Annotated in this window: 30 protein-coding genes and 1 pseudogene; 25 read left to right on the top strand and 6 right to left on the bottom strand. The window is 54.9% G+C overall.

Annotated elements, in window-relative coordinates:
* The first annotated feature begins 1 nt into the window (after nt 1).
* From rplR to rplQ, 13 genes and pseudogenes are all read left to right on the top strand, one after another.
* Entirely contained in the window at nt 2-373 is a 372-nt protein-coding gene (gene rplR, locus ACT3RW_RS12120) for a 50S ribosomal protein L18 (protein ID WP_131088777.1), read from the top strand.
* Between the two features lie 29 nt (nt 374-402).
* Entirely contained in the window at nt 403-1,080 is a 678-nt protein-coding gene (gene rpsE, locus ACT3RW_RS12115) for a 30S ribosomal protein S5 (RefSeq protein WP_207306507.1), read from the top strand.
* A 3-nt stretch (nt 1,081-1,083) separates the two neighbouring features.
* Nucleotides 1,084-1,290, top strand: a complete 207-nt coding sequence (gene rpmD / locus ACT3RW_RS12110) for a 50S ribosomal protein L30 (RefSeq protein ID WP_131088775.1) — start codon at nt 1,084-1,086, stop codon at nt 1,288-1,290.
* Between the two features lie 2 nt (nt 1,291-1,292).
* On the top strand, nt 1,293-1,745 hold the full coding sequence (rplO, locus tag ACT3RW_RS12105) for a 50S ribosomal protein L15 (protein WP_131088774.1): 453 nt from the start codon (nt 1,293-1,295) through the stop codon (nt 1,743-1,745).
* Nucleotides 1,746-1,999: 254 nt separating this feature from the next.
* Nucleotides 2,000-3,304, top strand: a complete 1,305-nt coding sequence (gene secY, locus ACT3RW_RS12100) for a preprotein translocase subunit SecY (protein ID WP_444613925.1) — start codon at nt 2,000-2,002, stop codon at nt 3,302-3,304.
* Nucleotides 3,301-3,873 carry an adenylate kinase gene (locus ACT3RW_RS12095; RefSeq protein WP_444613924.1) on the top strand — a complete coding sequence of 191 codons (573 nt, stop codon included), beginning with the start codon at nt 3,301-3,303 and terminating at the stop codon, nt 3,871-3,873. The genes secY and ACT3RW_RS12095 overlap by 4 nt, the downstream gene beginning before the upstream one ends.
* 120 nt (nt 3,874-3,993) lie before the next feature.
* Entirely contained in the window at nt 3,994-4,827 is an 834-nt protein-coding gene (gene map / locus ACT3RW_RS12090; RefSeq protein ID WP_444613923.1) for a type I methionyl aminopeptidase, read from the top strand.
* Between the two features lie 239 nt (nt 4,828-5,066).
* Nucleotides 5,067-5,288, top strand: a complete 222-nt coding sequence (infA, locus tag ACT3RW_RS12085) for a translation initiation factor IF-1 (RefSeq protein ID WP_013349662.1) — start codon at nt 5,067-5,069, stop codon at nt 5,286-5,288.
* Between the two features lie 99 nt (nt 5,289-5,387).
* Nucleotides 5,388-5,501 carry a 50S ribosomal protein L36 gene (gene rpmJ, locus ACT3RW_RS12080; protein WP_013349661.1) on the top strand — a complete coding sequence of 38 codons (114 nt, stop codon included), beginning with the start codon at nt 5,388-5,390 and terminating at the stop codon, nt 5,499-5,501.
* Nucleotides 5,502-5,649: 148 nt separating this feature from the next.
* Nucleotides 5,650-6,024 (top strand): 30S ribosomal protein S13, encoded by a 375-nt coding sequence (rpsM, locus tag ACT3RW_RS12075; protein ID WP_022874115.1) that lies wholly within the window; start codon nt 5,650-5,652, stop codon nt 6,022-6,024.
* A gap of 43 nt (nt 6,025-6,067) precedes the next feature.
* Nucleotides 6,068-6,469: a 30S ribosomal protein S11 gene (gene rpsK / locus ACT3RW_RS12070; protein WP_131088770.1), complete on the top strand. Its 402-nt coding sequence runs from the start codon at nt 6,068-6,070 to the stop codon at nt 6,467-6,469.
* Between the two features lie 165 nt (nt 6,470-6,634).
* Nucleotides 6,635-7,636 carry a DNA-directed RNA polymerase subunit alpha gene (locus ACT3RW_RS12065; RefSeq protein WP_131088769.1) on the top strand — a complete coding sequence of 334 codons (1,002 nt, stop codon included), beginning with the start codon at nt 6,635-6,637 and terminating at the stop codon, nt 7,634-7,636.
* A gap of 83 nt (nt 7,637-7,719) precedes the next feature.
* Nucleotides 7,720-8,175: pseudogene (rplQ, locus tag ACT3RW_RS12060) on the top strand (50S ribosomal protein L17); the annotation flags it as partial.
* Nucleotides 8,176-8,281: 106 nt separating this feature from the next.
* On the opposite strand, the gene ACT3RW_RS12055 reads toward rplQ, so the two are convergent.
* Nucleotides 8,282-8,722 carry a hypothetical protein gene (locus tag ACT3RW_RS12055; RefSeq protein WP_444613922.1) on the bottom strand — a complete coding sequence of 147 codons (441 nt, stop codon included), beginning with the start codon at nt 8,720-8,722 and terminating at the stop codon, nt 8,282-8,284.
* Between the two features lie 175 nt (nt 8,723-8,897).
* On the bottom strand, nt 8,898-9,341 hold the full coding sequence (locus ACT3RW_RS12050) for a hypothetical protein (protein WP_444613921.1): 444 nt from the start codon (nt 9,339-9,341) through the stop codon (nt 8,898-8,900).
* 182 nt (nt 9,342-9,523) lie between these two features.
* Between ACT3RW_RS12050 and truA the strand changes: the two genes are divergently transcribed.
* The 5 genes from truA to ACT3RW_RS12025 all read left to right on the top strand — a co-directional run bounded on the left by truA (nt 9,524) and on the right by ACT3RW_RS12025 (nt 14,771).
* Nucleotides 9,524-10,459, top strand: a complete 936-nt coding sequence (gene truA, locus ACT3RW_RS12045; protein WP_131088765.1) for a tRNA pseudouridine(38-40) synthase TruA — start codon at nt 9,524-9,526, stop codon at nt 10,457-10,459.
* A 328-nt stretch (nt 10,460-10,787) separates the two neighbouring features.
* Nucleotides 10,788-11,231 (top strand): 50S ribosomal protein L13, encoded by a 444-nt coding sequence (gene rplM / locus ACT3RW_RS12040; RefSeq protein ID WP_131088764.1) that lies wholly within the window; start codon nt 10,788-10,790, stop codon nt 11,229-11,231.
* Between the two features lie 38 nt (nt 11,232-11,269).
* On the top strand, nt 11,270-11,770 hold the full coding sequence (rpsI, locus tag ACT3RW_RS12035; RefSeq protein WP_131088763.1) for a 30S ribosomal protein S9: 501 nt from the start codon (nt 11,270-11,272) through the stop codon (nt 11,768-11,770).
* Between the two features lie 170 nt (nt 11,771-11,940).
* On the top strand, nt 11,941-13,287 hold the full coding sequence (gene glmM, locus ACT3RW_RS12030) for a phosphoglucosamine mutase (RefSeq protein ID WP_444613920.1): 1,347 nt from the start codon (nt 11,941-11,943) through the stop codon (nt 13,285-13,287).
* Nucleotides 13,288-13,433: 146 nt separating this feature from the next.
* The gene (locus ACT3RW_RS12025; RefSeq protein ID WP_444613919.1) at nt 13,434-14,771 is read left to right on the top strand and encodes a UDP-glucose dehydrogenase family protein; all 1,338 of its coding nucleotides are present in this window, start codon (nt 13,434-13,436) and stop codon (nt 14,769-14,771) included.
* 221 nt (nt 14,772-14,992) lie between these two features.
* On the opposite strand, the gene ACT3RW_RS12020 is transcribed toward ACT3RW_RS12025, so the two are convergent.
* The 4 genes from ACT3RW_RS12020 to ACT3RW_RS12005 all read right to left on the bottom strand — a co-directional run bounded on the left by ACT3RW_RS12020 (nt 14,993) and on the right by ACT3RW_RS12005 (nt 19,875).
* The gene (locus tag ACT3RW_RS12020) at nt 14,993-16,519 is read right to left on the bottom strand and encodes an NAD(P)H-hydrate dehydratase (RefSeq protein ID WP_444613918.1); all 1,527 of its coding nucleotides are present in this window, start codon (nt 16,517-16,519) and stop codon (nt 14,993-14,995) included.
* 79 nt (nt 16,520-16,598) lie between these two features.
* A complete protein-coding gene (locus tag ACT3RW_RS12015; protein WP_444614644.1) occupies nt 16,599-16,949 on the bottom strand; it encodes a holo-ACP synthase in 351 nt (116 codons plus the stop codon).
* Nucleotides 16,950-17,040: 91 nt separating this feature from the next.
* Entirely contained in the window at nt 17,041-18,912 is a 1,872-nt protein-coding gene (glmS, locus tag ACT3RW_RS12010; RefSeq protein WP_262199617.1) for a glutamine--fructose-6-phosphate transaminase (isomerizing), read from the bottom strand.
* Nucleotides 18,913-19,041: 129 nt separating this feature from the next.
* Entirely contained in the window at nt 19,042-19,875 is an 834-nt protein-coding gene (locus tag ACT3RW_RS12005; RefSeq protein WP_444613281.1) for an IS5 family transposase, read from the bottom strand.
* Nucleotides 19,876-20,058: 183 nt separating this feature from the next.
* On the opposite strand from ACT3RW_RS12005, the gene coaA reads away from it, so the two are divergent.
* From coaA to tsaD, 7 genes are all read left to right on the top strand, one after another.
* The gene (gene coaA / locus ACT3RW_RS12000; RefSeq protein ID WP_444613917.1) at nt 20,059-21,051 is read left to right on the top strand and encodes a type I pantothenate kinase; all 993 of its coding nucleotides are present in this window, start codon (nt 20,059-20,061) and stop codon (nt 21,049-21,051) included.
* Nucleotides 21,052-21,175: 124 nt separating this feature from the next.
* On the top strand, nt 21,176-21,574 hold the full coding sequence (mscL, locus tag ACT3RW_RS11995) for a large conductance mechanosensitive channel protein MscL (RefSeq protein ID WP_131088752.1): 399 nt from the start codon (nt 21,176-21,178) through the stop codon (nt 21,572-21,574).
* 175 nt (nt 21,575-21,749) lie between these two features.
* Entirely contained in the window at nt 21,750-22,919 is a 1,170-nt protein-coding gene (alr, locus tag ACT3RW_RS11990) for an alanine racemase (RefSeq protein ID WP_444613916.1), read from the top strand.
* On the top strand, nt 22,912-23,490 hold the full coding sequence (gene tsaE / locus ACT3RW_RS11985; protein ID WP_444613915.1) for a tRNA (adenosine(37)-N6)-threonylcarbamoyltransferase complex ATPase subunit type 1 TsaE: 579 nt from the start codon (nt 22,912-22,914) through the stop codon (nt 23,488-23,490). The genes alr and tsaE overlap by 8 nt, the downstream gene beginning before the upstream one ends.
* The gene (gene tsaB / locus ACT3RW_RS11980; protein WP_444613914.1) at nt 23,483-24,160 is read left to right on the top strand and encodes a tRNA (adenosine(37)-N6)-threonylcarbamoyltransferase complex dimerization subunit type 1 TsaB; all 678 of its coding nucleotides are present in this window, start codon (nt 23,483-23,485) and stop codon (nt 24,158-24,160) included. The genes tsaE and tsaB overlap by 8 nt, the downstream gene beginning before the upstream one ends.
* Nucleotides 24,157-24,636, top strand: coding sequence for a ribosomal protein S18-alanine N-acetyltransferase (gene rimI / locus ACT3RW_RS11975; RefSeq protein WP_444613913.1), 480 nt, complete (start codon nt 24,157-24,159; stop codon nt 24,634-24,636). Before tsaB ends, rimI begins: the two co-directional genes overlap by 4 nt.
* On the top strand, nt 24,633-25,712 hold the full coding sequence (gene tsaD / locus ACT3RW_RS11970; RefSeq protein ID WP_444613912.1) for a tRNA (adenosine(37)-N6)-threonylcarbamoyltransferase complex transferase subunit TsaD: 1,080 nt from the start codon (nt 24,633-24,635) through the stop codon (nt 25,710-25,712). Before rimI ends, tsaD begins: the two co-directional genes overlap by 4 nt.
* The last annotated feature ends 94 nt before the right edge of the window (nt 25,713-25,806 follow it).

Raw genomic sequence — 25,806 nt, 5'->3', positions numbered from 1 at the left:
TATGGCTATCGGAATCAAGGGCAAGAGCAAGTCCGCTCAGCGCGGTCGTCGTCACCAGCGTGTGCGCAAGCACATCGTCGGTACCACTGCTCGTCCACGTTTGGTTATCAACCGCTCGGCTCGTCACATGTTCGTTCAGATCGTGGACGACTCGCAGGGTCTGACCCTGGCCAGCGCTTCGACCATGGAAGCAGATCTTCGCAACAGCGATGCTGACAAGTCCGCAAAGTCCAAGCGCGTTGGTGAGCTCGTTGCAGAGCGCGCCAAGGCTGCTGGCATCGAAGCAGTTGTCTTCGACCGCGGCGGCAACAAGTACCACGGTCGCGTGGCTGCTGTTGCTGACGGCGCACGTGAAGGTGGGCTGGCACTGTGAGCGAAGCAACTAACAAGAAGGAAACTCAGGTGTCTGAAGCTACTGAAGCAGTCGAGACTGCATCGGCTCCCGCTACCGAGAACGCTGGATCCCGTCGTGGCGAAGGCCGCGGTCGTGGTGAAGGTCGTGGACGTGGCGAAGGCCGCGGCCGTGGCCGTGACCAGAAGGACAGCCGCAACGAAGACAAGGACAAGTTCCTTGAGCGCGTTGTAGCGATCAACCGCGTATCCAAGGTCGTCAAGGGTGGTCGTCGCTTTAGCTTCACCGCACTTGTCGTTGTTGGTGACGGTAACGGTATGGTCGGCGTTGGCTACGGTAAGGCCAAGGAAGTTCCTGCAGCTATCGCTAAGGGCGTTGAAGTGGCTAAGAAGTCATTCTTCCGCGTTCCACGTGTTGGCACCACCATTCCACACCTGGTCAAGGGTGAGGCCGCCGCTGGCGTTGTCTTGCTTCGTCCAGCTGCTCCTGGTACCGGTGTTATCGCCGGTGGTCCAGTGCGCGCCGTGTTGGAATGCGCAGGCATCCATGACGTTCTGTCGAAGTCGATGGGTTCAAGCAACCAGATCAACATCGTTCAGGGAACCATTGCTGCACTGAAGGCTCTTGAAGAGCCTGCAGCTGTTGCAGCTCGCCGCGGTCTTCCGCTGGACGAAGTTGCACCAGCAGCAATGCTGCGTCACATCCAGTCCCAGAAGGCAGGTGCTTAATCAATGGCTAAGAACATTGTTGTAAGCGACGCCAACCTGGAAATCACCCAGATCAAGTCCATCATCGGTGGTAGCCAGTCCCAGCGCGACGTTGTTCGCTCGTTGGGCCTGAAGCGCATCGGACACACCGTTGTCCGCTCCGCTGACCCTGTGACTGTTGGTATGGTCAACAAGGTCCCACACCTGTTGAAGGTTGAGGAGGCGAAGTAGAGATGGCTGAAGAAAAAGCACTAAAGATTCACCACCTGCGCCCAGCTGAGGGTGCAAAGACTGCCAAGACCCGCGTTGGTCGCGGTGAAGGTTCCAAGGGTAAGACCGCTGGTCGCGGTACCAAGGGTACCAAGGCTCGTTACCAGGTGAAGGCAGGATTCGCAGGTGGACAGCTTCCACTGCACATGCGTCTGCCTAAGCTGCGTGGCTTCAAGAACCCATTCCGCGTCGAGTTCCAGGTTGTAAACCTGGACAAGATCTCGGAATTGTTCCCAGAAGGCGGCGAAGTTACCGTAGAGGCACTTGTTGCCAAGGGCGCTGTTCGCAAGAACCAGCCTGTCAAGGTCCTGGGCACTGGCGATATCACGGTTAAGGTTGACGTGAAGGTTGATGCCTTCTCGACTTCCGCTTCCGAGAAGATCGCTGCTGCTGGCGGCTCGGCAGAAACCCTCTAAATCAGGGTTAGCCTTTGAGTGGTCCCGGTTCACGTTGAGTAATCAACGTGAACCGGGACCATTCTGCTATCGGCGAGAAATTTTCAAAGATAACTATTAATGCTTGCCTGATCTGGTCTTTAACATTTCTATCGATTCACATTTGCGACTCAATCGTGTGGCGTATTTGGCAGGATAGTACTATTCACGGCTAGAATCGTTAGGTCATAGGAAGTATCTCTTCCTAGGCTCAAGCACTTACTTCAGGAGGACGCTTGTTCAGCGCCATAGCCCGAGTTTTTCGGACGCCTGATCTGCGCAACAAGTTGCTGTTCACGCTTGGGATCATCGCGATCTATCGTGTCGGTGTATTCATTCCCTCTCCGGGAATCGATTACAGCAACGTTCAGCAGTGTCTGGCAATGGGTGAAACCACCGGTGGACTTTATTCGTTCGTGAACCTGTTCAGTGGCGGCGCCCTGTTGCAGGTCTCCATTTTTGCAATGGGAATCATGCCGTACATTACGGCGTCCATCATTACCCAGTTGCTGCGTGTGGTGATCCCGCACTTCGAAACCTTGCATAAGGAAGGCCAAGCCGGGCAAGCCAAGCTAACGCAGTACACGCGTTACCTCACCATCGCCCTCGCCTTGTTGCAGGGAACCACTCTGGTGACCCTTGCCCGTACCGGCAGCCTGTTCCCAAGCTGCTCGCTACCCCTGGTTCCAGATGACTCACTGATCGTGATTCTTCTGATGATCATGACCCTCACTGCAGGCACCAGCCTGATCATGTGGATGGGTGAATTGATCACCGAACGCGGTATCGGTAACGGCATGTCCATCCTGATCTTCATCTCTATTGCTTCGGGCTTCCCATCCTCGATGGGTTCGATCCTGCAGGCACAGGGCGTGATGGCATTTATTGGTGTGCTGCTTGTTGGTTTGCTCATCGTGGCCCTTGTGGTCTTCGTGGAGCAGTCCCAGCGTCGCATCCCGGTTCAGTACGCTAAACGCACCGTAGGCCGACGCACCGTGGGTGGCACCTCCACCTACATCCCGCTGAAGCTGAACATGGCCAACGTGATTCCGGTAATCTTCGCCAGCTCCATCTTGGCTCTGCCACAGATGCTGGTGCAGTTCAACCAGAACGATGACGGAACCTTGCCAGGCTGGGCAATGTGGCTGCAAGAGCACTCCTCAACCTCGTCACCTTGGTACATGCTGGTCTACACCCTGATGATCATCGGCTTTGCCTACTTCTACGTTGCGATTACCTTCAACCCGGTTGAGGTCTCCGACAACATGAAGCAGTACGGCGGATTCATCCCAGGCATTCGCGCCGGTAAGCCTACCGCCGAATACCTGCAGTACGTGATTTCTCGAATTACCTTCCCGGGCGCGCTGTACCTCGCGTTCGTCGCGTTGATCCCACTGATTGCCTTCGTGCTGTTCAACGCAGATCAGAGCTTCCCATTTGGCGGAACATCGATCCTCATTATGGTTGGTGTGGGATTGGAAACCGTCAAACAAATCAATGCTCAAATGCAGCAACGAAACTATGAAGGGCTACTGCGATGAGTCGACTGCTAATTATTGGACCTCCAGGTGCCGGCAAAGGTACCCAGGCCGTAAAGATCTCCGAGCGTTTGGAAATTGTTGCCATCTCCACCGGCGACATCTTCCGTGCCAACGTCAAGGGCGGCACCCCGCTAGGAATCGAAGCCAGTAAGTACATTGACAACGGTGACTTTGTACCTGATTCGGTAACCAACAATATGGTTGACGATCGACTGAACCAAGAGGACGTGGCCAAGGGCTTTTTGCTCGACGGTTACCCTCGCACCAGCGCACAGGTCGACGCGCTGGACGCCATGCTGGCTAACAAGGGTGTGGCCTTGGACGCTGTACTGCAGCTGACTGCCGATGATGATGAACTGGTAGCTCGTCTGCTCAAGCGTGCAGAAATCGAAGGCCGCGCAGATGACACCGAAGAAGTCATCCGCCACCGCCTGAGCCTGTACAACGAAGAGACCCGCGTTGTTGTAGATCGCTATGAAGAGCGTGGCATCGTGCGCAAGGTCGATGGCCTCGGTGCGATCGAAGAAGTTACCGAGCGTGTACTGGCAGCGTTGAACGTCAACGCCTAAGGCAGCTCGAAATACACGGCGCAGGGATCGTGCAGCAACAATTGAACGTTGCAGCGCGGTCCCTGCGCAGTTTTTAGCAAGATCCACAAAGAAGCAACATATCTAGCTAGGGGAATGATATTGGCTTTCGGACAGCCTCGTATCGAGTACAAATCCAACTCTGAAATCCTGAAGATGCGTCAGGCCGGACTGGTTCTGGCAGAAGCGTTGGACGAAGCCGTTGCGATGGCTCGCCCCGGTGTCACCACCGAAGCGATCAACCAACTCTTCGGCAAGGTGCTGGAACGCAACAACGCCACCAGCAACTTCTTGGGCTACCACGGCTTCCCAGCGAACATCTGCGCCTCGGTCAACCACGAAGTGGTCCACGGCTTCCCATCAAACTATGAACTCAAAGATGGTGACGTGCTCAAGATTGATGGCGGCGCCATTGTTGATGGCTGGCATTCGGACTCGGCTCGCACCGTGCTCGTCGGCAAGAACATTGACCCAGCCGATCAGCGCCTGAGCGACATCACCGAACAGGCCATGTGGGCCGGCATCGCGGCCGCTGCCAACGCACGCTTCATCGGACAGATCGGTGAAGCCATTGATGACTTTGTGACCAGCCAGCCAGGGGCCGAGCTAGGCATCCTGGAAGACTACTGCGGTCACGGCATCGGCTCAGCCATGCACATGGCCCCGGATGTGCTGAACTACAACTCCGGTCACCGTGGTCCACGCATCAAGCCAGGTATGGCACTGGCCATTGAACCAATGCTGGTTCGTGGCAAGATCGAAACCTCGGTCCTAGAAGATGACTGGACCGTAGTCACCAACGACAAGTCCAACGCTTCGCAGTGGGAGCACACCGTAGCCTTCCATCTGGGTGGCATCTGGGTGCTCTCGGCTCATGATGGGGGAGAAGCTGGACTGGCTCCCTTCGGTGTGACCCCATCGCCTATCAAGGGCTAATGAAGCACTAAGAACCATCAGCATTAATAGATCCAGCACGTGACCCAGCGGTCGCGTGCTGGATCTAACATTTTTTAAGTCAGAGAACGATTGGCACTCATCGGCACAATAGCGTATCGTTGACTGTTGGTTCGTGATTTAAGTGTGCCCAAAATTCTTTGTTTGGGAATCACCGATCAGGAGCCAGAACCAATTACTTGTTGGCGAAAAATCACCAACAAAAAAAGTTAGCGGGGAAAATGGGCAAGAAGGAAGGCGTCATCCAGGTAGAGGGCACCGTCTCAGAGGCACTGCCGAACGCGATGTTCCGCGTGGAGCTGCCGAATGGACACGTAGTGCTCGCCACTATCTCGGGTAAGATGCGTCAGCACTACATTCGAATCCTCCCAGAGGACCGAGTGCAGGTTGAAATGAGCCCATACGATCTCAACCGAGGTCGTATCGTTTACCGCTACAAGTAAACCGCAGACCAAAAACTTTCTCAGTGAAAACTGAATGATTGTTCTTGGACAAGCTTTTTACTGCTCCACATTTAACTGCAACCGCAAAAGGACAAAGCCTTGAAGGTTAACCCTAGCGTGAAGCCGATCTGCGACAAGTGCAAGGTGATCCGTCGTAACGGCGTGGTCATGGTGATCTGCGAGAACCCACGCCACAAGCAGCGTCAGGGCTAATTCCGTTTTTACGGGATTCCCACGCGTAGTCAATTAGGCAGTATCAGCTAGGACTTATGTCCTGGTGTACCCCCGGGTTCGGAGGCCGGGGCCACGAGTAATCGTGGATGGTACTGCTCCAGACCTCCGTTCGTTGAAAGGTAGCCACTTGGCTCGTTTAGCAGGCGTGGACATTCCACGCGAGAAGCGCGTAATTATCGCGCTGACTTACATCTACGGCGTGGGCAAGACCCGTGCAGAAGAGACCATCGCGGCGACCGGGATCAACCCGGACACTCGCGTTAAGGATCTCACCGATGACCAGCTCGTGCAGCTGCGCGACTTCGTCGAAGGCACTTACAAGGTTGAAGGTGACCTGCGCCGTGAGGTTCAGGCTGACATTCGCCGTAAGGTTGAGATCGGATCCTACGAAGGTATTCGTCACCGTAAGGGCCTGCCGGTCCGCGGCCAGCGCACCAAGACCAACGCACGTACCCGTAAGGGCCCGAAGCGTACCGTCGCAGGTAAGAAGAAGACTCGCTAAATCTTAGCGATCTAACTCAAATACTTTTTTCGTAGGAGAAGAAATGCCCCCAAAGACTCGTGGAGCGGTACGTAAGCCGCGTCGCAAGGACAAAAAGAATATTGCGCAGGGACAGGCGCATATCAAGAGCACCTTCAACAACACCATCGTATCGATTACCGATCCGTCCGGTGCTGTTATCTCGTGGGCTTCGGCCGGCGAGGTAGGCATGAAGGGTTCGCGTAAGTCGACCCCATACGCTGCCCAGATGGCTGCTGAAGCTGCTGCAAAGCGCGCTCAGGAGCACGGCATGCGCAAGGTTGACGTTTTCGTCAAGGGCCCAGGCTCGGGACGCGAAACCGCGATCCGTTCGCTGCAGGCTGCTGGCCTTGAGGTTGGATCCATCCAGGATGTTTCCCCAAGCGCTCACAACGGTTGCCGCCCATCAAAGCGTCGCCGCGTCTAATTGATTCGCTAGGCTAGGCCTAAGAAGTCACCGAAGCATTTTCAAGTGCTCCGGTGACTATCTTGGACTCATATGCCTGCAAAAGACGAACGGCCACCTTTGGCTACCGTCGTTTCCACCCCCGTGAGGCGTCATATAGCGGACGCTCGCTGAAAGGAAATGTAAGTGCTCATTACGCAGCGCCCAACCCTGACCGAAGAAGTAGTTGCCGATAATCGCTCCCGGTTCGTCATTGAACCACTGGAGCCAGGCTTTGGTTACACCCTTGGTAACTCGCTTCGCCGTACCCTGCTTTCCTCGATCCCTGGTGCTTCTGTTACCAGTGTTCGTATTGACGGAGTACTGCACGAGTTCACCACCGTAGCCGGTGTCAAAGAAGATGTCACCGAACTGATCTTGAACATCAAGAACCTCTCGGTCTCTTCTGAGCACGACGAGCCAGTCGTTGCCTACCTGCGCAAGCAGGGCCCAGGCATCGTTACTGCAGCGGACATCACCCCACCAGCTGGTGTGGAGTTCCACAACCCTGATCTGCACATCGCAACCTTGAATGCCAATGGCAAGTTCGATATGGAACTGACCATTGAGCGTGGCCGTGGCTATGTGTCAGCAGCTCAGAACAAGAACATTGACGGCGAGATTGGCCGAATCCCTGTGGATTCGATCTACTCCCCAGTTCTAAAGGTAACTTTCCGCGTGGAAGCTACCCGTGTTGAGCAGCGCACCGACTTCGATCGTTTGATCGTTGACGTTGAGACCAAGGAATCGATCACCCCGCGCGATGCAGTTGCATCCGCAGGTACCACCCTGGTTGAACTGTTCGGTTTGTTCCGCGAACTGAACACTGCAGCTGAAGGTATCGAAATCGGCCCATCGCCTACGGACGCAGCTATGGCTGCTGACATGGCACTGCCGATCGAGGATCTGGAACTGACCGTTCGTTCGTACAACTGCTTGAAGCGTGAGGGCATCCACTCTGTGGGTGAACTCGTTACTCGCTCCGAGGCAGACTTGATGGACATCCGTAACTTCGGTGCGAAGTCCATTGACGAAGTCAAGGCCAAGCTGGTTGAACTGGGTCTGGCCCTGAAGGATTCCCCTCCAGGCTTTGATCTGGCCGCTCGTAGCGCCATCGAAGATGGCGACGATTACGACGAAGGTCTGTAAGACTTCCGTCTAGCGACACACTACTTCATCCGCTTACACGATAAGTTTCGTGCAGGACGGGTTATTCATCTAGGAGAACCACAATGCCTACCCCTACAAAGGGTCCGCGTCTCGGCGGCAGTGCAGCACATGAGCGATTGATTTTCGCTAACATGTCGGCACAGCTCTTCGAGAACAAGAAGATCACCACCACCCTTACCCGTGCCAAGCGTCTGCGTCCACACGCAGAGCGTTTGATCACCTTCGCAAAGCGCGGAGACCTGGCATCGCGTCGCCGCGTCCAGGGCGTCATCGCTTCGCGTTCGCGCACCAACAAGTCGATCGTTCACGAGCTTTTCGAGAACATCGCACCAGCAATGGCAAACCGCGAGGGTGGCTACACCCGCATCACCAAGATTGGTAACCGCAAGGGCGACAACGCCCCTATGGCAGTTATCGAGCTAGTGATGGAGCCAGTTTCGCCAAAGCAGGCCGTCGTCAAGGAAGCCACCAAGGCTACCGAGAAGGCTGCACCTGAGGCAGAGGCAACCGAAGAGGCGTAAGTCTTCTTCGAGCTAAAGCTCATTCACCCTAGGGGTGATAAAGGAAATTCCCGTTGAATCCGCAAGGATCCAACGGGAATTTTCTAGTTTAACGAGAATTTGCTTAGCTGAAGGATTCAAGTTCAGGGCACTTGATACCCAAGTATTCTGTTTCCTCACTGACGTCCTGATCTTCTAAGGCCGTGAGCTTTTGATCGGTCTGCGCCACATTGCTACTGGTGCCTTGCGCCATTACCGCAGAGACCTGCTTGCTCTGTTCAGCTGTGGCGTGCAGTGCCTTAGCAAGCTTCTTGTCTTTGGTCTTTTCGGCCGCGTCAGTCAGGATGCCTGAATACTCATCGATGACCAAGGAGTAGCCCTTCATATCACCAGCTATGAGATCTTCACTGACGTCCTCAGACTTTTGCAGCAGTTGCTTGATCGCAACCTGTTCATTGACGTAGTCACACGTATCTTGGGTATTCAGCTTTCCTGAAGCGCAACCAACCAAAACGGTGGCAGCCAGGCTCAGGACTGCGGTCGCTGCAGCAACCTTCTTGATCATGTATTTCCTTGTGTAGTGATGATGTGCCGGCCAGTGCTTTAAACAAGGACTACCGACAATGCTTTAAGCCTACACAAGCGAAGTATTCCAAGGTTTCTTTGGCTCGGGATTATGGCCTGGTGCGCAGTCTGGATTACGGCTTAAAGCCATAGGCAGTAAGTGGCGAGGGAACGAACTAGTCCGGATCCACAATCGATCCAGGGCAGGAACGGCGGATATATTCGACATGCCCGTCATCCATCTCGTCGGTCAATTCCTCAACTTCTGCATCAAATGTTGGTTCGTTGGGGGAGCGGTCCTTGATGATTTCAATGAACTTTTGATAGTTCTCAACGCTCGTATTTAGCGCAGTACGCAAACCCCTATCGCCAGTCTGCTCAGAAACCTCTCGATAGACAATGCTGGCGGCTTCTAGGGCGTCCACTACAGGTTCCGTATTTTCTGCCAGTATGGCGATGTAGGCCATCTCCCACTTTTCTTTGATGGAATGTTCAACCGCCAATTCATCAATCAGTGCACAAGATTCGACGGTTGATAACTTTGTCGAACTGCACGCGGTCAGAACGAGCGTGGACGTTACGGCTAACGCGGACATAGTAATAGCGGCTTTGTTGAACATGCTCAGTCCTTCGGTTGTGACGGTGCAATGGATATCTTGATGATGGATACTTCTATGTCCGGGCCGCGGAATGCACTCAGGCTACAACTGAAGAAAGATTTCGTTTTGCCGGCTGTGGATAACAGCGTGAAGCGGGGCACTTGATTCGCCGGTTGAACCGATCTTTACGCATAATGGAAATCATGAGCACGCAGTCTGACATCATTGATCCGCTGGGAACTACCGCACTAGGAACTACGCAAGCACCAGCATGGATTCGCATGCAGATGGAGCTCAGCTATGACGGTGCCGCCTATAACGGTTGGGCACGACAGCCCAACGTGACCGGTGTCCAGCAGCTGGTTGAAGAAGCCTTGGAAATGATGATTCGGCGTCGCATCCGTGTGGTTGTTGCCGGACGGACCGACGCCGGGGTCCATGCGCGACGTCAGGTAGTGCACTTCGACTTAACTCAAGAAGAGTATGACGGGTTGCCACGCGCTTCCGAACTGGCACCTGAGCCCGCGCTGCTGCGTCGGGTCAACGGTATTCTTGGCCGCCAAGACGGTGCCGTGTGGGTCCACAAAGCTACGCGAGCACCCGAGGGTTTTGACGCACGCTTCTCAGCTCTGGCTCGCCGCTACTCCTACCGGATTGCTGATGGGCAGGACCGCTGGGATCCACTGACCCGTCACCTGACCACCTGGCACCGCGAAAAGCTAGACATTGATTTGATGAACCGCGAAGCTCAATCGGTACTGGGCCGCCATGACTTCTTGACGTTCTGTAAGCCACGTCCGCATGCGACAACCATTCGTACATTGCAGGAGTTCACCTTTACCCGTGGTGAAGACGGATTGATCCTTGCCCACCTGAAGGCAGACGCTTTCTGCCACAACATGGTGCGCGCGCTGATTGGCGCAGCCATGATGGTGGGGGACGGGCGCGAGCAGCCAGGGTTCCTGGCCGCTAGGTTGGAGATGATGGTTCGCGACTCCAGAACCAGACTCTCCCACCCGCGCGCGCTGGTCCTTGAAGAGGTCTACTACCCAGAAGCGGAAGAGCTGGCAGCGCGGGCATTACTAACGCGTGCTCGGCGCACCGCAGAAGAACTGGGCAACGCCGCTAAAGATGACTGAGCGGGCGCTAAACCCCGAGAACTTAAGGGTGTTGTTGCTCACGACCGAGATGCTTTTTTGGTCGAAGACACTTTAATCCGCTAAACTTTTATGAGTTGTGTATGTCCACGTTCGACACTACACGCCCAAGCGTGACGGCTTAGTTGCATAGTCGCTGGTCTGCTGGGTGTGCGAACACTATATGGACGGCCGGTTATCATCAGTCCTCACCTGGCGTACTGGTCTAAACACAAGAACAACACGACAGTGCCTGTCACTGGGGGATCTCACCGCCTTCAGCCAACAAGCGACTGTTTGACCAGAAACGAATCAACGTAAGGCAATTACTGTGCGTACGTACACCCCAAAGCCGGCTGACCAGACTCGTCAGTGGTTTGTCATTGACGCCACCGATGTAGTACTTGGCCGTCTCGCCGTCCAGGCCGCAACCTTGCTGCGCGGCAAGCACAAGCCAACCTATGCTGCACACATGGACATGGGCGACCATGTCATCATCATCAATGCAGAAAAGGTTGCACTGACCGGTAAGAAGCTTGAGAACAAGCGCGCTTACCGCCACTCCGGTTTCCCAGGTGGCTTGAAGAGCATCAACTATGCAGATCTGCTGGAGAAGAACCCAGTTCTGGCTGTTGAGAAGGCCATCAAGGGCATGATCCCTAAGAACAAGCTTGCTGACGTTCAGATGTCCAAGCTCAAGGTCTACCGTGGCGCCGAGCACCCACACGCTGCTCAGTCGCCAAAGGCCCTGGAAATCACCCAGGTCGCTCAGTAGTCCTGGCCCCGAGAAGAAATACTTAATAGGAGATTATCGTGGCTCAGAACACTGAAGAAACCACTGAATTTGAAGGCGAAACCCCTTCGACCTACACCACTGAGACCTCTGCTTCCGCAGCAGTTGCTGACACCGAGCGTGCTCCATTGACCGTTCCAGGTGCAGCAGTTGGCCGTCGCAAGCAGGCTATTGCTCGCGTTCGCCTGGTACCAGGTTCCGGCAAGTGGACCGTAAACGGTCGCACCCTGGAGAACTTCTTCCCTAACAAGCTGCACCAGCAGGACGTCAACGAGCCTTTCAAGATCCTTGGTCTTGAGGGTGCTTACGACGTTATCGCTCGTATCAACGGTGGCGGAATTTCCGGCCAGGCCGGTGCACTGCGTTTGGGTATCGCTCGCTCGTTGAACGAGATCGATCGCGATGCAAACCGCGCAACCCTGAAGAAGGCTGGCTACTTGACTCGTGACGCACGCGTCATCGAGCGTAAGAAGGCTGGTCTTAAGAAGGCACGTAAGGCTTCGCAGTTCTCGAAGCGCTAAACCTTACTTCAAGGTCTTTTCCAAAGGCTCCAATATCCTGCAAAGGATGTTGGGGCCTTTGGCCTTTAACCGATGTAATCCACTAAGTGATCATAAATTTTCCTCACCGCTGCGTCTTGCCGTAGTGACAACAAGGTTAAATCGAAGTAGAGGGCTTATGATTAGAAACGATGGCAAGGTTATTTGGGACCGATGGGGTCCGAGGAAAAGCAAACGAACTGTTAACTCCCGAGTTAGCGCTGGAATTGGCGCAGGCAGCCTCCGTGGTGCTGGGCTTGAGTCAGTCAGAGGACGGGCGTAAGCCTGTTGCTGTGGTTGCCAAGGACCCCCGTATCAGCGGTGACTTCCTGTCCGCAGCTATTGAGGCCGGCTTGGCCGCCTCAGGCGTGGACGTGATGGACGCAGGCACTCTGCCGACGCCAGCTGCGGCTTTCTTGGTGGGAGATCTAGACGCTGATTTTGGTGTCATGATTTCTGCCTCGCACAACGCGGCTCCGGATAACGGTATTAAGTTCTTGGCTCGTGGCGGCAAGAAGCTCGATGACTCTCTAGAAGATGCCATTGAAGCTTGCTTGAAGATGCCTAAGCCTCGCCCAACGGCTGGGGAAGTAGGACGTGTTGCACGTTTTGCTGACGCTGAAGATCGTTACATCATGCACCTGTTGCAGGCCCTTCCAAACCGCTTAGACGGTTTGAAGGTTGTCCTAGACTGCGCCCACGGTGCAGCATCAGGTTGCTCCCCAGAAGTCTTCAAGGCCGCTGGCGCTGAAGTCATTGTTATTGGTGCGGATCCAGATGGCATCAACATTAATGATGGTTACGGCTCCACTCACCTCCAGAAGCTACAGGCTGCTGTGCTGGAAAACGGTGCAGACCTCGGCATTGCCCATGACGGGGATGCAGACCGTTGCTTGGCCGTAGACCATGAAGGTACCGTCGTTGACGGGGATCAGATCATGGCAGTTATGGCACTGGACATGAAGGACCGCGGCGAGCTCAAGGACAACACCCTTGTAGCTACCGTGATGAGCAACCTCGGTTTGAAGTTGGCTATGGAAGCTGCAGGGATCACCCTGAAGCAGACCGGCGTCGGAGACCGTTACGTTCTTGAAGGAATGCACGAAGGAAACTACTCGCTTGGCGGCGAGCAGTCAGGCCACGTGATTTTCTCCAAGCACGCAACCACCGGTGACGGTGTGCTCACCGGCCTGATGATTGCAGCACGTGTGAAAGCTACCGGTAAGTCCCTGAAGGAACTTGCTTCGGTACTTACCGTTCTGCCACAGGTGCTGATCAACGTCCGTGGCGTGGATAAGGCTGCCGCTCCAGAATGCGAGCCGCTGCTACGAGACATCGCTGCTACCGAAGCTCGTCTGGGCTCCACCGGACGAGTGCTGCTTCGCCCATCAGGTACCGAACCAGTGGTTCGCGTGATGGTTGAAGCTGCCACCCACGATCAGGCTCAGGCTGAAGCGCAGACCCTAGCCGCCTCGGTGAAGGAACACCTTTCGCTGTAGGTAGTAGCCACTGGGCAACTTATCCGTAAATATCAAGAAAACTCACACCCCCGTACTGCGTTCCAAGTAAGAACACGCTACGGGGGTGTGGCATGCTAACTAGTAGAAACTGACATCGGTTTGTGTTCTCGGAGAGAAGGACTTTCGTGACTCTACGCATCAGCGTGATCGGCACCGGCTACCTCGGTGCAACCCATGCCGCCTGCATGGCTGAATTGGGCTATGAAGTCATTGGCGTCGATGTAGACAAAGCAAAGCTACAGGCCTTGGCCGCTGGCATCCTGCCCTTCCACGAGCCTGGCCTGCCTGAGCTATTGCGCAAGCACGTAGCTTCCGGTCGTCTGCGCTTTACTGACGACTACGCTGACGTAGCCGCCAATGCAGATATTCATTTCATAACCGTGGGAACCCCACAGCGTAAAGACTCACAGTCTGCCGATATGTCGTATGTTGACGGTGCTGTCGACTCCTTGCTCAAACACATCACCGGTGATGCGTTGATTGTTGGCAAGTCCACCGTGCCCGTGGGCACGGCTCGCCGACTGAGCGAAAAGATTGCACAGAACGCCAAAGACGGTAGTTCCATTGCTCTTGCATGGAACCCAGAATTCTTGCGTGAAGGGTTCGCAGTCAAAGACACGCTGCATCCAGACCGTCTGGTCTATGGCCTAGTGGAAGAACGTGGCCTTGATCTGCTGCGTGAAGTCTATGCGCCGGTCTTGGCATTGGATGTTCCAGAGATTGTGACTGATCTTGAGACCGCTGAGCTGGTCAAGGTCGCGGCTAATGCTTTCTTGGCTACCAAGATTTCGTTTATCAATGCATTCGCGGAGGTCACGGAAACTGTTGGCGGAGATATCAAGACGCTCGCTGACGCTATCGGCCATGACAAACGCATTGGACGCCGTTTCCTGAACGCAGGAGTGGGCTTTGGCGGTGGTTGCCTACCGAAGGACATTCGAGCCCTGCAGGCGCGCGTGAGCGAGCTCGGTCTGAACCAGACCATGGGATTCTTATCTGAAGTTGACCAGATCAACTTACGCCGTCGAGATCGTGTTGTTTCCTTGGCCTCGCACATGCTGGGTAACAACGTGGCAGGTAAGCACATTTGTGTGCTGGGCGTGACGTTCAAGCCTAATAGTGATGACGTGCGTGACTCACCAGCATTGGATATCGCCGTACGCCTGTACAACGCTGGCGCAGAAGTTTCGGTTTATGACCCAGAAGGCAATGCCAACGCAGCTGGTCGCTTCCCGCGCCTGAACTACGTTGACTCGCATCAGGAGGCAGCACGCAACGCCGATCTGACCCTTGTGTTGACCGAGTGGCAAGAATTCCGCGACCTAGATCCAAATGAACTCGGGGAAGTAGTGGCTTCTAAGATGCTCATTGATGGACGCAATGTCTTGGATCGTCAGGCCTGGCGTGAACAGGGCTGGGTTATGACCGGTCCTGGTGAGTACTTTGAACTGGGCGACAAGTAGCCCAAGCTAACCAAACAAGCTGGTCCGTCACCGAGTGAGGTGACGGACCAGTTTGCTCTGTGCCGGGTGTGTCTTCAATGGTTCCCAGAACCGTCGCGACTAGTTGTCGGGCGGTCCAAGCCAAGTCAAGAAAATGGAAGCGCAGCCGAACGCGCAGCTCGCCCTAAGAACAAGCAACGGCTGGACCAAAAATGGTCCAGCCGTTGCTTGTTGAATTTCAATTAGAATCCGAAGTGCTTCATAACCTTCGGTAGATTTTCAATCAGGCGAGAAGCGCTGACCGTTCCGTCTTGAGCAGTGACTCGACCAAGACGACCATGGATTACTGCGGCGCAGGCAGCCAGTTCCAAAATGCGACGGTTAGGCACGGTGCGTGCGCCTTGTGTACCGGTTATTGAGTTATCGGAGAGCAAGTAGCCGAGGATACCGGTCAAGACATCTCCACTGCCGGCCGTTGCCAGTTCAGGAGCCGAATTCGAGACCACTAGGCTACTGCCGTTGGGTGCCACGATGTAGGTGGTTGGGCCCTTGAGGAGCACTACAGCGTTATAGGACAAGGCAGCCCAGCGTGTCCAGCGAACTGGATCTTGAGAAATCTCGTCGGGGGTCACTTTCACGCCGGCACGGCCCAGGAGCATCTGTAGCTCTTTGGCATGTGGAGTCAGTACACGAGGCTGTTGGCTTGGTCCGGCAGGAACAACTTCCAGACCGGAAGCATCAATGACTGCAGGTTGACGGCTGGCAAAGACTTCAGCAATCGCGCCGGTTGGGGGAGTGCGTCCATCTAGACCAGGGCCAATGGCCCATGCCGAAATCTTGGCACCCTTGCCGTGAAGGTGGCGGCGTGAAGAGGACAATGCTTCTTTGATCTGATCATCATCCAGAGGCACGGATTCCGGGACGGAGATTGCAATCAATGACTGCACCGCTTCGGGTACGTGGGTGCGAAGCATGCCAACCCCGCAAGATACTGCAGCTTTGGCGGTGAGCTGGGCAGCGCCCGGGTAAAGCTCAGAACCTGCAATGAGACCCAAAACTCCACGCTGATATTTGTGCCGTCCAGCATCTCGCCATGAGCGGTGCTGATCCAACAGTTCAAGAGTCGCTGCTTCATCAACCAAGCTAGTTGCCGGGGTGATAGAGGAAAAATCAAAGTCAAGGTCAGCTACGGAGATCTCTCCGGTGACCAGTGGAGCGTCAAGAGTCAGCAGACCCGACTTCAATCCACCAAAGGTTACGGTGCGTTCGGCGCGAAGTACGTTGTCTTCTGCTTCACCGGTTTCCGGGTTCAAACCGGAAGGTACGTCGCAGGCCAGTACACGTGCGCGTGCTGGGAGTGCCGGCAGTGGGGAACCAGCGCGGTAGCCCAGACCGTAGATTGCATCAATGACTAGCGAGGCATTGGCCAGTTCGCTCTGTCCGTCAGTGAAGTCAGTGAGTGTTCCGCCGGCCTGGGTGTAAGCGGCAGCGGCTTCAGCGTGTACTTGCTCGCCATACTGCAGCGCCAGTGTGGAGACATTCTGCTGCTGTAGTTCAGCTAATGCGTAAAGGCCATCTCCACCGTTGTTGCCAGGACCAATGAGTCCTACAACAAATGCTGGTTCGGTACCCGGGTTTTCAGCCAACATCTCGGTGGCTGCTGAGGCCAGTTCCGAGGCGGCTTGCTTCATTAATGTAGCTTCACCGCGTTTGGAAATCTCTTGGGCCTCGACCCCACGAATTTGCGCAACACTGTAGACAGAGATCATAAGACAAACAATACTCAAATCCGCTGTGCGAAGCCCTATTTAGTGTCTAACGTGTCTTTATTCTTTGGATAGGGAATACTCAGCGTTCAGCGACAACCATGGCGATGGCCATATCGCCGTCATGAGACATGGTCAGATGCCAGGAAGTGATTCCTCGTAGCTCGCTGGCTGCAGCCACGGAACCGGTGATGTGTACCTGAGGATCTCCGGCTTCATCCTTGCGGATATTGCAGTCTTGCCAGTTCATCCCCACCGGTGCGCCCAGTGCCTTGGCAATGGCTTCCTTGGCCGCAAAACGGGCTGCAAGAGAACGCAACGGAAGGCCTCGTTCTTCTTCGGTAAAGAGACGCTCTTTGAGGCGTGGAGTCTTTTCGAGCTGTCGGCCAAACCGTGGCACGTCAACAATGTCCACTCCGATACCTGCAATCATAGGTTCCAGCTTATCCGGCGTTGTTGTGGGCATAAAAATTGCGGGCATCCACTTCAAGTGGATGCCCGCAATCTTGATGGTGCTTGGTGGATTACTCCACGGTCACTGACTTAGCCAAGTTACGTGGCTGGTCAACGTCATAGCCCTTTGCCGAAGCCAGTTCGCAGGCGAACAGCTGCAGTGGCACAGTGGCCAGCAGTGGCATCAGCAGGGTTGGGGTTTCAGGAACGTAGAAGACCCACTCAGAGAAGTCCTTGACTGCAGCATCGCCGTCTTCGGCGATAACCAGAGTCTTTGCACCACGTGCGCGGACTTCCTGGATGTTGGAGACAACCTTGGAATGCAGCGAATCGCGACCACGTGGGGAAGGAACCACTACGAAGACTGGCTGACCGTCATCAATCAGAGCAATTGGACCGTGCTTCAGCTCGCCGGCGGCGAAGCCTTCAGCATGGATGTAGGCGATTTCCTTGAGCTTCAAGGCGCCTTCCATTGCTACTGGGTATCCAACGTGGCGACCCAAGAAGAGCACCGAGTTAGCCTCGGACATGGCGCGAGCCAATTCCTTGATCTCATCCGCGCGGTCCAGGATGTCCTGAATCTTGGAAGGGATCTTGCCGAGGTCAGCGAGGATGTCCTTGATCTGCCCCTGGAACAGGTTGCCGCGCAACTGTGCCAGGTACAGACCCAGCAGGTAGGTTGCGGTGATCTGAGCCAAGAATGCCTTGGTGGAAGCCACTGCGATTTCCGGACCAGCGTGGGTGTAAAGAACAGCGTCTGATTCACGCGGGATAGTGGACCCGTTGGTGTTACAGATGGACATGGTCTTTGCGCCCTGTTCCTTGGCGTAACGAACAGCCATCAGAGTATCCATGGTCTCGCCGGACTGGGAGATGGAAACAATCAGAGTGTTCTCGTCCACGATAGGTTCGCGGTAACGGAACTCGTGGGAGAGCTCAACCTCAACTGGGATTCGGCACCAGGACTCGATAGCGTACTTAGCTACAGAACCGGCGTAAGCGCTGGTACCGCAGGCAAGAACAACAATCTTGGAAATCTTAGCCAGTTCCTCTGGAGCGATACGCAACTCATCAAGGGTTAGACGGCCATCAGCGTCTGAACGTCCCAAGAGGGTATCTGCCACAGCGGCAGGCTGGTCAAAGATTTCTTTTTCCATGAAGGACGGGAAACCGCCCTTTTCAGCGCTGGCTGCATCCCAGTCAACGGTGAATTCTTTGCCTTCAGCAGGGTTGCCCTGGAAGTCAGTGATGGAGTGAGTATCTGGGGTAATGGTGACAATCTGGTCCTGACCCAGTTCCACGGCGCGACGGGTGAAGTCGATGAAGCCGGAAACGTCAGAACCGAGGAAGTTCTCACCGTCGCCCAAGCCAAGAACCAATGGTGAGTTGCGGCGCGCAGCGACAACAACACCTGGGTGGTCCTGGTGGACTGCCAACAAGGTGAAGGCACCTTCAAGGCGGGCTACTGCAAGCTGCATGGCAAGGGTTAAGTCGCCCGCTGCCTTGGTGGCGTAGAGCTTGCCCAGCAGGGCAGCTGCTACTTCGGTGTCGGTTTCAGACAGGAACGTGATGCCATCGGCAACGAGTTCAGCCTTGATACCGGCAAAGTTTTCAATAATTCCGTTGTGGATCATGGCAAGCTTGCCACCATCGGCTAGGTGTGGGTGGGCGTTGCCATCACTCGGCCCACCGTGGGTTGCCCAACGGGTGTGTCCAATGCCAGTCATTGACTTAGGCAATGGAGCTTCAGCAATTTCATTCTCAAGATTGACCAGCTTGCCGGCCTTCTTCCGAGAATGAATAGCGCCATCGGCAACAACTGCGACACCAGCCGAGTCATAGCCACGGTATTCCAACCGGCGCAAACCTTCAATTAGAACGTCGAGGGCGCCATGATCGGCAACTCGGCTCGAGGTTCCTGCATATCCAACAATTCCGCACATGAGCAAAATCTTACCGGGTCAATGCCTATCGATGGGAATAATCGTGTTTGAGCACTCAATAATTGCTATGGCATAGCCCACTAGTGATAAGGAAACTAAGAGATCGCGCCAATAGGGGACAAACGATTCTTAAGGCTTTCGATTAGGCCTCGTATCCCACCGATGGGTCGCCCACGCTTCCCCGATCAGCCTGCGGATCACGATGACACTGTTCGCGAGGCTGATCAACGCGTCAATGACCCGGACCTTGCGCTCGGTGCAGATCGCCAATTTCTTGAACCCCCGGTTGTGCCACGAATTGGTTCGTTCCACCACCCAGCGGACCCCGGCCTGCAAGGGTTCGCCCTTGGTACTGATCTCCCAATCACAACCCAGCTCGGTAAGCAGCTCCCGTGTTTTACGGCTGTCATATCCAGCATCCAGATGCACGGTAATCTGCTCTGGCAGCTGGTAGCCGAAACGGGAAAGGCGTTCGAGCGTGGGGCGTAGCAACGGGGAATCGTGCCGGTTCGCGCCTGCGGTGATGCAGCCGACCGGGATGCCTTTCCCGTCGGTCATCAGCGAGCGTTTGGTGCCTTGCTTGCCGCGGTCTACCGGGGATTTTCCGGCGGCTTCACCGCCGCACGGCGCTTTGACCAGACATCCGTCGATGACGAGATTCTCTAGGTCCAGTCCAATGATCCGGTCGTAGGATTCCAGGCAGATCTGCTCCAGTTCGCGGAAGATCCCTGCGGTGATCCATTCGTCGCGGCGCCGTCGGATGGTGGTGGCCGAGCAGGTCGTGTCGCTGATTTTCTCGTAGGCCGCGCCCAGGACGAGGACTTGGATGAGTTTGTCGAAGATGATCCGGTCGCTGATCCGTGGCTTGTGGCAGCCCAGTGGATGGGTTACGTTCCGATCTGGGATCAACGCTTCGAATTGGCGCCAGAGAGGCTCGATGATGGAAGATGGTAGGGCAGGCACGTGACCTTCTTGTGTAAACGGTTCTAGACAAACCTTGTTTAACACTGTCCGTGCCTGCTTCACTGCTTAATGACGTGCCTGACGTGGTTAATTACGCTGTCATTAATACTTACTGCGGATGTTGCACACCTATTGGCGCGATCTCTAAGTGCAAATTTCTGTGGGTGGGACCCCTTAATTGGGATGTGGAGCATATTCTTGGCAGAATTTGACCTCGTGGAACCACACGGAACACTTGAAACACCCATCTCGCCCTTTGTTGATCTTGAGCGCGAGACTTGGGCGCGGCTGTCTGATCAGATGGAACAGCCACTAAACATTGCTGACATTGAACGGCTACGTGGCCTTGGTGATGAACTGGACCTCCAAGAGGTCCGGGACGTTTACCTGCCACTAAGCCGCCTGTTGTATCTCTACGTCGAAGGCGCCGGAGCGACACACCAGGCAACGACCACTTTCCTTGGCGAGCAGACCACCCGCACGCCATTTGTTATTGGTGTCGCCGGTTCTGTAGCTGTAGGTAAATCAACCACCGCCCGCGTGTTGCAGGAAATGTTGCGCCGCTGGCCCCAAACTCCTGACGTTCAGTTGATTACCACTGACGGATTCTTGTACCCCAACGCTGAGCTTGAACGCCGCGGAATCATGCACCGCAAGGGTTTCCCTGAGTCCTATGACCGTCGTGCGTTGCTGAGGTTTGTCTCAGCCGTGAAGTCGGGTGTGCCTGAAGTAAGTACGCCGGTGTACTCACACTTGACTTATGATATCATCCCGGGGGAGCGCAACGTAGTTCGCCGCCCGCAGGTTTTGATTGTCGAAGGTCTGAACGTGTTGCAGCCGGCACGCACCCGTTCTGATGGAACCGTGGGTCTTGCGCTGAGTGACTTCTTTGATTTCTCCGTTTATGTTGATGCCCGCACGAGCAACATTGAAGAGTGGTACATCAACCGCTTCATGCGTCTGCGCTCTGGCGCCTTCGCGGACCCGGCCAGCTACTTCCATAAGTACTCGCTGTTGACCGACGAAGAGGCGCGTGAGACAGCTCACGGAATCTGGAAACGGATCAATGAGCCAAATCTGAAAGAGAATGTCTTGCCTACTCGTGGGCGCGCCCAGCTAGTTCTGCGCAAATCCGCGGATCACTCGGTACGACGCATGCTTTTGCGGAAAATATAGCCTGAAATTTTTCGGGATTGTGAATATACGGGCAGGGAAACGTAACCTGAGAGTTTGCCGAATTAATCGATTTCATCTGAAGGTTTACACTTGATCCTGTGCTACTCCTGTGTATGCTCTAAACATGCTTAAAGGTTTCCGCGATTTTATTATGAAGGGCAACGTTGTCGATCTGGCCGTTGCTGTTGTGATCGGTGCTGCCTTCGGCGCCGTAGTTACCGCCCTTGTTGACAACATTCTGATGCCGCTTATCGCTGCATTGGTGGGCTCCCCAAACTTCGACAGCTTCCTGCTGCTGAACATCAACGGTGTTGACATCAAGTTCGGTGTCTTCCTAACCGCACTTGTTAACTTCCTGCTGATCGCTGCTGCTGTTTACTTCGCATTGGTACTGCCAATGCAGAAGGTCAATGAAAAGCTCGCAGCTCGTCGAGGCCTGACCGAAGAAGAGGTCGAGGAAGAGCCAGACCCACAGCTGGCTATCTTGGAGCAGATTCGCGACGAACTGAAGAACCTGCGCTAAACGATCCACACAACCGTTTCCTAAGGGACGGATTGAAGCATCAACAGGTGCTTCAATCCGTCCCTTCTAGCTTTAACTCATCAATGTGCTGCACTGCGCAAGAGACATCACAGAAACCCAGAGGGAAAAGTGGGAAGATATATACGTGAACTCTGAAGCGCTTGAAGAAAGCAACGTGACAACTAGTACCGAGAATGCGCAGAGCAACGGATTTGAACGCCGAGCAATTATTGACTTGTCGGCTATCCGTAACAACGTCAAGCAAATCTCTGACGTAGTAGCTCCAGCAGCAGTGATGGCCGTTGTTAAAGCAGACGCCTACGGCCACGGCGCTATCCCAGTAGCCAAAGCAGCAGTCGACGGTGGGGCAAGCTGGCTTGGCTGTGCCCACGTCACTGAGGCCCTGGTATTACGCGAAGCGGGACTCGAAGCGCCAATCCTTGCCTGGCTCCACACCGAAGACACACCATTTAAAGCCGCCATTGCTGCCGGTCTTGATCTTGGTGTTTCCGGCTGGGAACTAGAACGCGTCGCTGTCGCTGCACGCTGCGTACAAACCCCAGCACGTATTCATCTGAAGATTGACACCGGGCTAGGACGTAACGGATCCACCATGGATGCCTTCCCGGATCTGCTTAATCGCGCCAACGCTTTCCAGGAAGAAGGATTGCTTCGCGTCGTTGGACTGTTCTCTCACCTCGCGGTGGCAGATGAACCAGAGCGCCCAGAAACCGATGAACAGCTAGCACTGTTTAGCAAAGCTATTGAGATGGTCGAAGCAGCCGGATTTGATATAGAAGTCCGCCACATTGCCAATACTCCTGCCATCCTCTCGCGCCCAGATGCACACCACGACATGGTGCGCTTAGGCCTTGGACTGTATGGCCTGAGTCCTTTTGAGAGTGATTCACCCGAGAGTTTGGGACTGCGACCAGCAATGAAGGTGGTCACCCGCGTAGCCAACGTGAAAAAGGTACACGCCGGTCAAGGAGTCTCCTACGGATTGAATTATAAGACCGAAGGCGAAACCTACCTCGGTCTAATTCCCATGGGCTATGCGGATGGCTTGCCACGCATTGCTACCGGTGCACCAGTCACCATCAAGGGTCGCAGTTACCCAGTGCGCGGACGTATTGCCATGGATCAGTGCGTTATCGATCTCGGAGCAGACATTGATCCAGACGATTTCTTGGGGGCAGAAGCCATTATCTTCGGCGAGGGCGGACAATCGGTGAACACCTGGGCACACGCAGCTAACACCATTAATTATGAAGTTGTCACTCGGGTCTCCCCACGCGTACCTCGCTACTACGTTGAAGGTAGCTGGGGTGAAGCTGGTGAGTAAGGCCAATCAGGAATTTACCTGCCAGCTAACTGACCTGGCTCACACTGAAGCTCTGGGACAGGCACTGGGGGAGCAGCTGATCGCTGGTGACCTTGTGATCCTTACTGGCGCTTTAGGTGCAGGGAAGACCACACTCACCCAGTCGTTGGGTATCGGGCTAAATGTTCGCGAAGGAATCATCTCTCCGACTTTTGTCTTGGCTCGTCAGCACCCGTCGTTGGGTGAGGGACCGACGCTGATTCATGTTGATGCCTATCGACTGAAGGACCAGAATGACGTGGACACCCTAGACTTAGAATCCACCTTGGCTGAATCAGTCACCGTTGTTGAATGGGGTCTTGGCAAAGTGGAGCACCTAACTGACTCTCGGTTAGAAATCACCCTGGACCGTGAGGTCAATACCGCAGCCGTAGAGAATCTGTGGGAAGAATCCGAAGAAGAAGTGGATGAACCTAGAGAGTTCACGCTCAAAGCCATCGGCCCACGCTGGGACTCAGAAAACTTTGCTCAACTGAAATACAACCTGTGCTCTGCCATCAACGCACAGCGCACCGGAGAGAAGCATGCCTAACTATCTGTCCATTGATACCTCTGCGCATACCTCGGTAGCACTGGTCGATTCCACTACTGGTTCAGTTATCGCCCAGAAAACGTCACCCAAGGGCAATGACCAAACTGAAACACTGGCTGTCTACGTGCGAGAACTACTGACTGACAACAATGACGAAGGCAAGAATCTCGCCGGAATCTTCGTTGGCGTTGGCCCCGGTCCATATACTGGACTTCGTGCGGGACTTGTTGCGGCGCGGACCTTCGGATTTGTATGGAACGTCCCGGTGCATGGCGTGATGTCTCTTCATGCGCTCGCCGAACACGTGAGGCAAGAGGCAAACGTACCTGAGGAATTTATCGTTGCTTCGGACGCGCGGCGCAAAGAAGTCTACTGGGCTCGTTACAACCAGAACGGTGACATCCTTGATGGACCACATGTTGCTGCGGCCTCCACGCTTCCATCACTTCCAGTCTTTGGCGTGGGAGCAGCGCTGTATGCGGAACAACTCCAGGAAGCCGGTGCTCAACCACAAGAGCAGTCCTTTGAATGGATTGCCGATGCGGCCAACCTGGCGCAGCGGGGAATCGCAGATCTGGCAGCGGGCAAAGACCTGTCAAATACTGCACCGCAGTATTTGCGGGAGTCTGACGCGCAGATCCCGGCGTTCATGAAGCAGGCTAAAGCATGAGCGTGACCCTTCGTGAGATGACTGTCAGTGATATTCCTGAAGTCCACAAACTAGAGACTGAACTGTTTCCAGAAGACGCGTGGCCACTAGCTGCTTTTGAATCAGAACTGGCGCACAGCGACACTCGCAATTACTGGGTTTACGAGAGTGAAGACAAAGTTGTTGGTTATGCCGGGCTGTGCACGGTCCTGCCTATCAGCGACGTCCAGACCATTGCCATTAGTCCGCAATTCCAAGGACAAGGTCTCGGACGTAAGCTTCTGACGCTACTGGTTCAGACGGCTAAGGAACGAAAAGCACTAGACGTCATGCTGGAAGTCCGTTTTGATAATCCAACGGCTATTGCACTGTATGAATCAATGGGATTCGTAACCATTCATCGACGTGTGGGCTACTACAAGGGTGGCGTTGACGCATTGATCATGAGGATGCAACTGGATGCCCTACAGGGACAAGAGGAAGACAACAAAGCATGAGCACCACCGAACCAATTGTCTTAGGCATTGAATCGTCATGCGATGAAACCGGTGTGGGCATTGTACGAGGCAACAAGTTGCTAGCCAACGCGGTATCTAGCTCCATGGATGAGCACGTACGTTTTGGCGGAGTGATTCCTGAGATTGCTGCGCGTGCACACCTTGAGGCGTTTGTTCCCACTCTGCAGTCTGCACTAGACACCGCTGAGCTGACTCTAGATGACATTGACGCTATCGCAGTGACCAGTGGCCCCGGACTAGCTGGTGCACTGATGGTGGGTGTCTCGGCTGCCAAAGCATTGGCCTTAGCTACCTGCAAGCCGCTGTACGGTATCAACCACTTGGTGGCGCACGTTGGTGTAGGTGTTCTAGAAGGAACCATCCTTCCACCAACCTTTGGTGCCTTGCTGGTATCGGGCGGGCATACGGAAATCTTGAAGGTCACCTCGCTGACCAATGACGTGCAGCTACTTGGCTCCACTATCGATGATGCAGCCGGCGAAGCTTACGACAAGACCGCGCGACTGCTAGGCCTGGGCTACCCGGGTGGGCCTGCCATCGACAAGGCAGCCAAGGATGGGGACCGTAAGGCTTTCCGATTCCCACGTGGATTGACCCTGCCTAAGTTCGTGGGCAGCGAAGAGAATCCAGGCAAGCACCGGCATAACTTCTCATTCTCCGGTTTGAAGACTGCAGTGGCTCGCTGCGTAGAGCACTTCGAAGCCAACGGTGAAGAAATCCCCGTGGCTGACATTGCAGCTTCCTTCCAGGAAGCTGTTGTTGACGTGATTACGTCCAAGGCCGTTCGCGCTATGCAAGAGCACGGCCTGAAGACAGTACTCCTGGGCGGGGGAGTCGCGGCAAATACTCGACTGCGCGAACTACTTGCTGCTCGCTGCGCTTCTGCGGGCATCGCCTTGGTCGTGCCACCATTCACCCTCTGCACCGATAACGGCGGAATGGTCGCGGCGCTAGGAGCCCAGCTGGTTGCTGACGGTGTTGCGCCATCGGGACTGGACTTTGCTACCGATTCTTCGCAGCCGGTCACGAATATCGTTCTATCGCCCACGGCATAGTTCATAAGAAGTCCGGACGATGGTCGCTTCTGAATGCATGAGTTGTTCTGCATTCAGGAGCGACTTTTTTGTATTCTAACGTCGGAGTCACGCC

Source organism: Glutamicibacter sp. AOP5-A2-18, from assembly GCF_052446055.1.
GTDB lineage: Bacteria > Actinomycetota > Actinomycetes > Actinomycetales > Micrococcaceae > Glutamicibacter.
This window is presented reverse-complemented; position numbering and strand designations above follow the sequence as displayed.

Bases quoted from the DNA above. Each gene is read 5' to 3' on its own strand.
- mscL (WP_131088752.1), top strand. From the start codon at position 21,176: ATGCTTAAAGGTTTCCGCGATTTTATTATGAAGGGCAACGTTGTCGAT.
- rplR (WP_131088777.1), top strand. From the start codon at position 2: ATGGCTATCGGAATCAAGGGCAAGAGCAAGTCCGCTCAGCGCGGTCGT.
- ACT3RW_RS12050 (WP_444613921.1), bottom strand. From the start codon at position 9,341: ATGTTCAACAAAGCCGCTATTACTATGTCCGCGTTAGCCGTAACGTCC.
- infA (WP_013349662.1), top strand. From the start codon at position 5,067: ATGGGCAAGAAGGAAGGCGTCATCCAGGTAGAGGGCACCGTCTCAGAG.
- tsaD (WP_444613912.1), top strand. From the start codon at position 24,633: ATGAGCACCACCGAACCAATTGTCTTAGGCATTGAATCGTCATGCGAT.
- ACT3RW_RS12020 (WP_444613918.1), bottom strand. From the start codon at position 16,519: ATGATCTCTGTCTACAGTGTTGCGCAAATTCGTGGGGTCGAGGCCCAA.
- ACT3RW_RS12015 (WP_444614644.1), bottom strand. From the start codon at position 16,949: ATGATTGCAGGTATCGGAGTGGACATTGTTGACGTGCCACGGTTTGGC.
- rplO (WP_131088774.1), top strand. From the start codon at position 1,293: ATGGCTGAAGAAAAAGCACTAAAGATTCACCACCTGCGCCCAGCTGAG.
- glmM (WP_444613920.1), top strand. From the start codon at position 11,941: ATGGCAAGGTTATTTGGGACCGATGGGGTCCGAGGAAAAGCAAACGAA.
- tsaB (WP_444613914.1), top strand. From the start codon at position 23,483: ATGCCTAACTATCTGTCCATTGATACCTCTGCGCATACCTCGGTAGCA.
- coaA (WP_444613917.1), top strand. From the start codon at position 20,059: ATGTGGAGCATATTCTTGGCAGAATTTGACCTCGTGGAACCACACGGA.
- truA (WP_131088765.1), top strand. From the start codon at position 9,524: ATGAGCACGCAGTCTGACATCATTGATCCGCTGGGAACTACCGCACTA.
- ACT3RW_RS12055 (WP_444613922.1), bottom strand. From the start codon at position 8,722: ATGATCAAGAAGGTTGCTGCAGCGACCGCAGTCCTGAGCCTGGCTGCC.
- ACT3RW_RS12095 (WP_444613924.1), top strand. From the start codon at position 3,301: ATGAGTCGACTGCTAATTATTGGACCTCCAGGTGCCGGCAAAGGTACC.
- glmS (WP_262199617.1), bottom strand. From the start codon at position 18,912: ATGTGCGGAATTGTTGGATATGCAGGAACCTCGAGCCGAGTTGCCGAT.
- rpsK (WP_131088770.1), top strand. From the start codon at position 6,068: ATGCCCCCAAAGACTCGTGGAGCGGTACGTAAGCCGCGTCGCAAGGAC.
- rimI (WP_444613913.1), top strand. From the start codon at position 24,157: ATGAGCGTGACCCTTCGTGAGATGACTGTCAGTGATATTCCTGAAGTC.
- rpmD (WP_131088775.1), top strand. From the start codon at position 1,084: ATGGCTAAGAACATTGTTGTAAGCGACGCCAACCTGGAAATCACCCAG.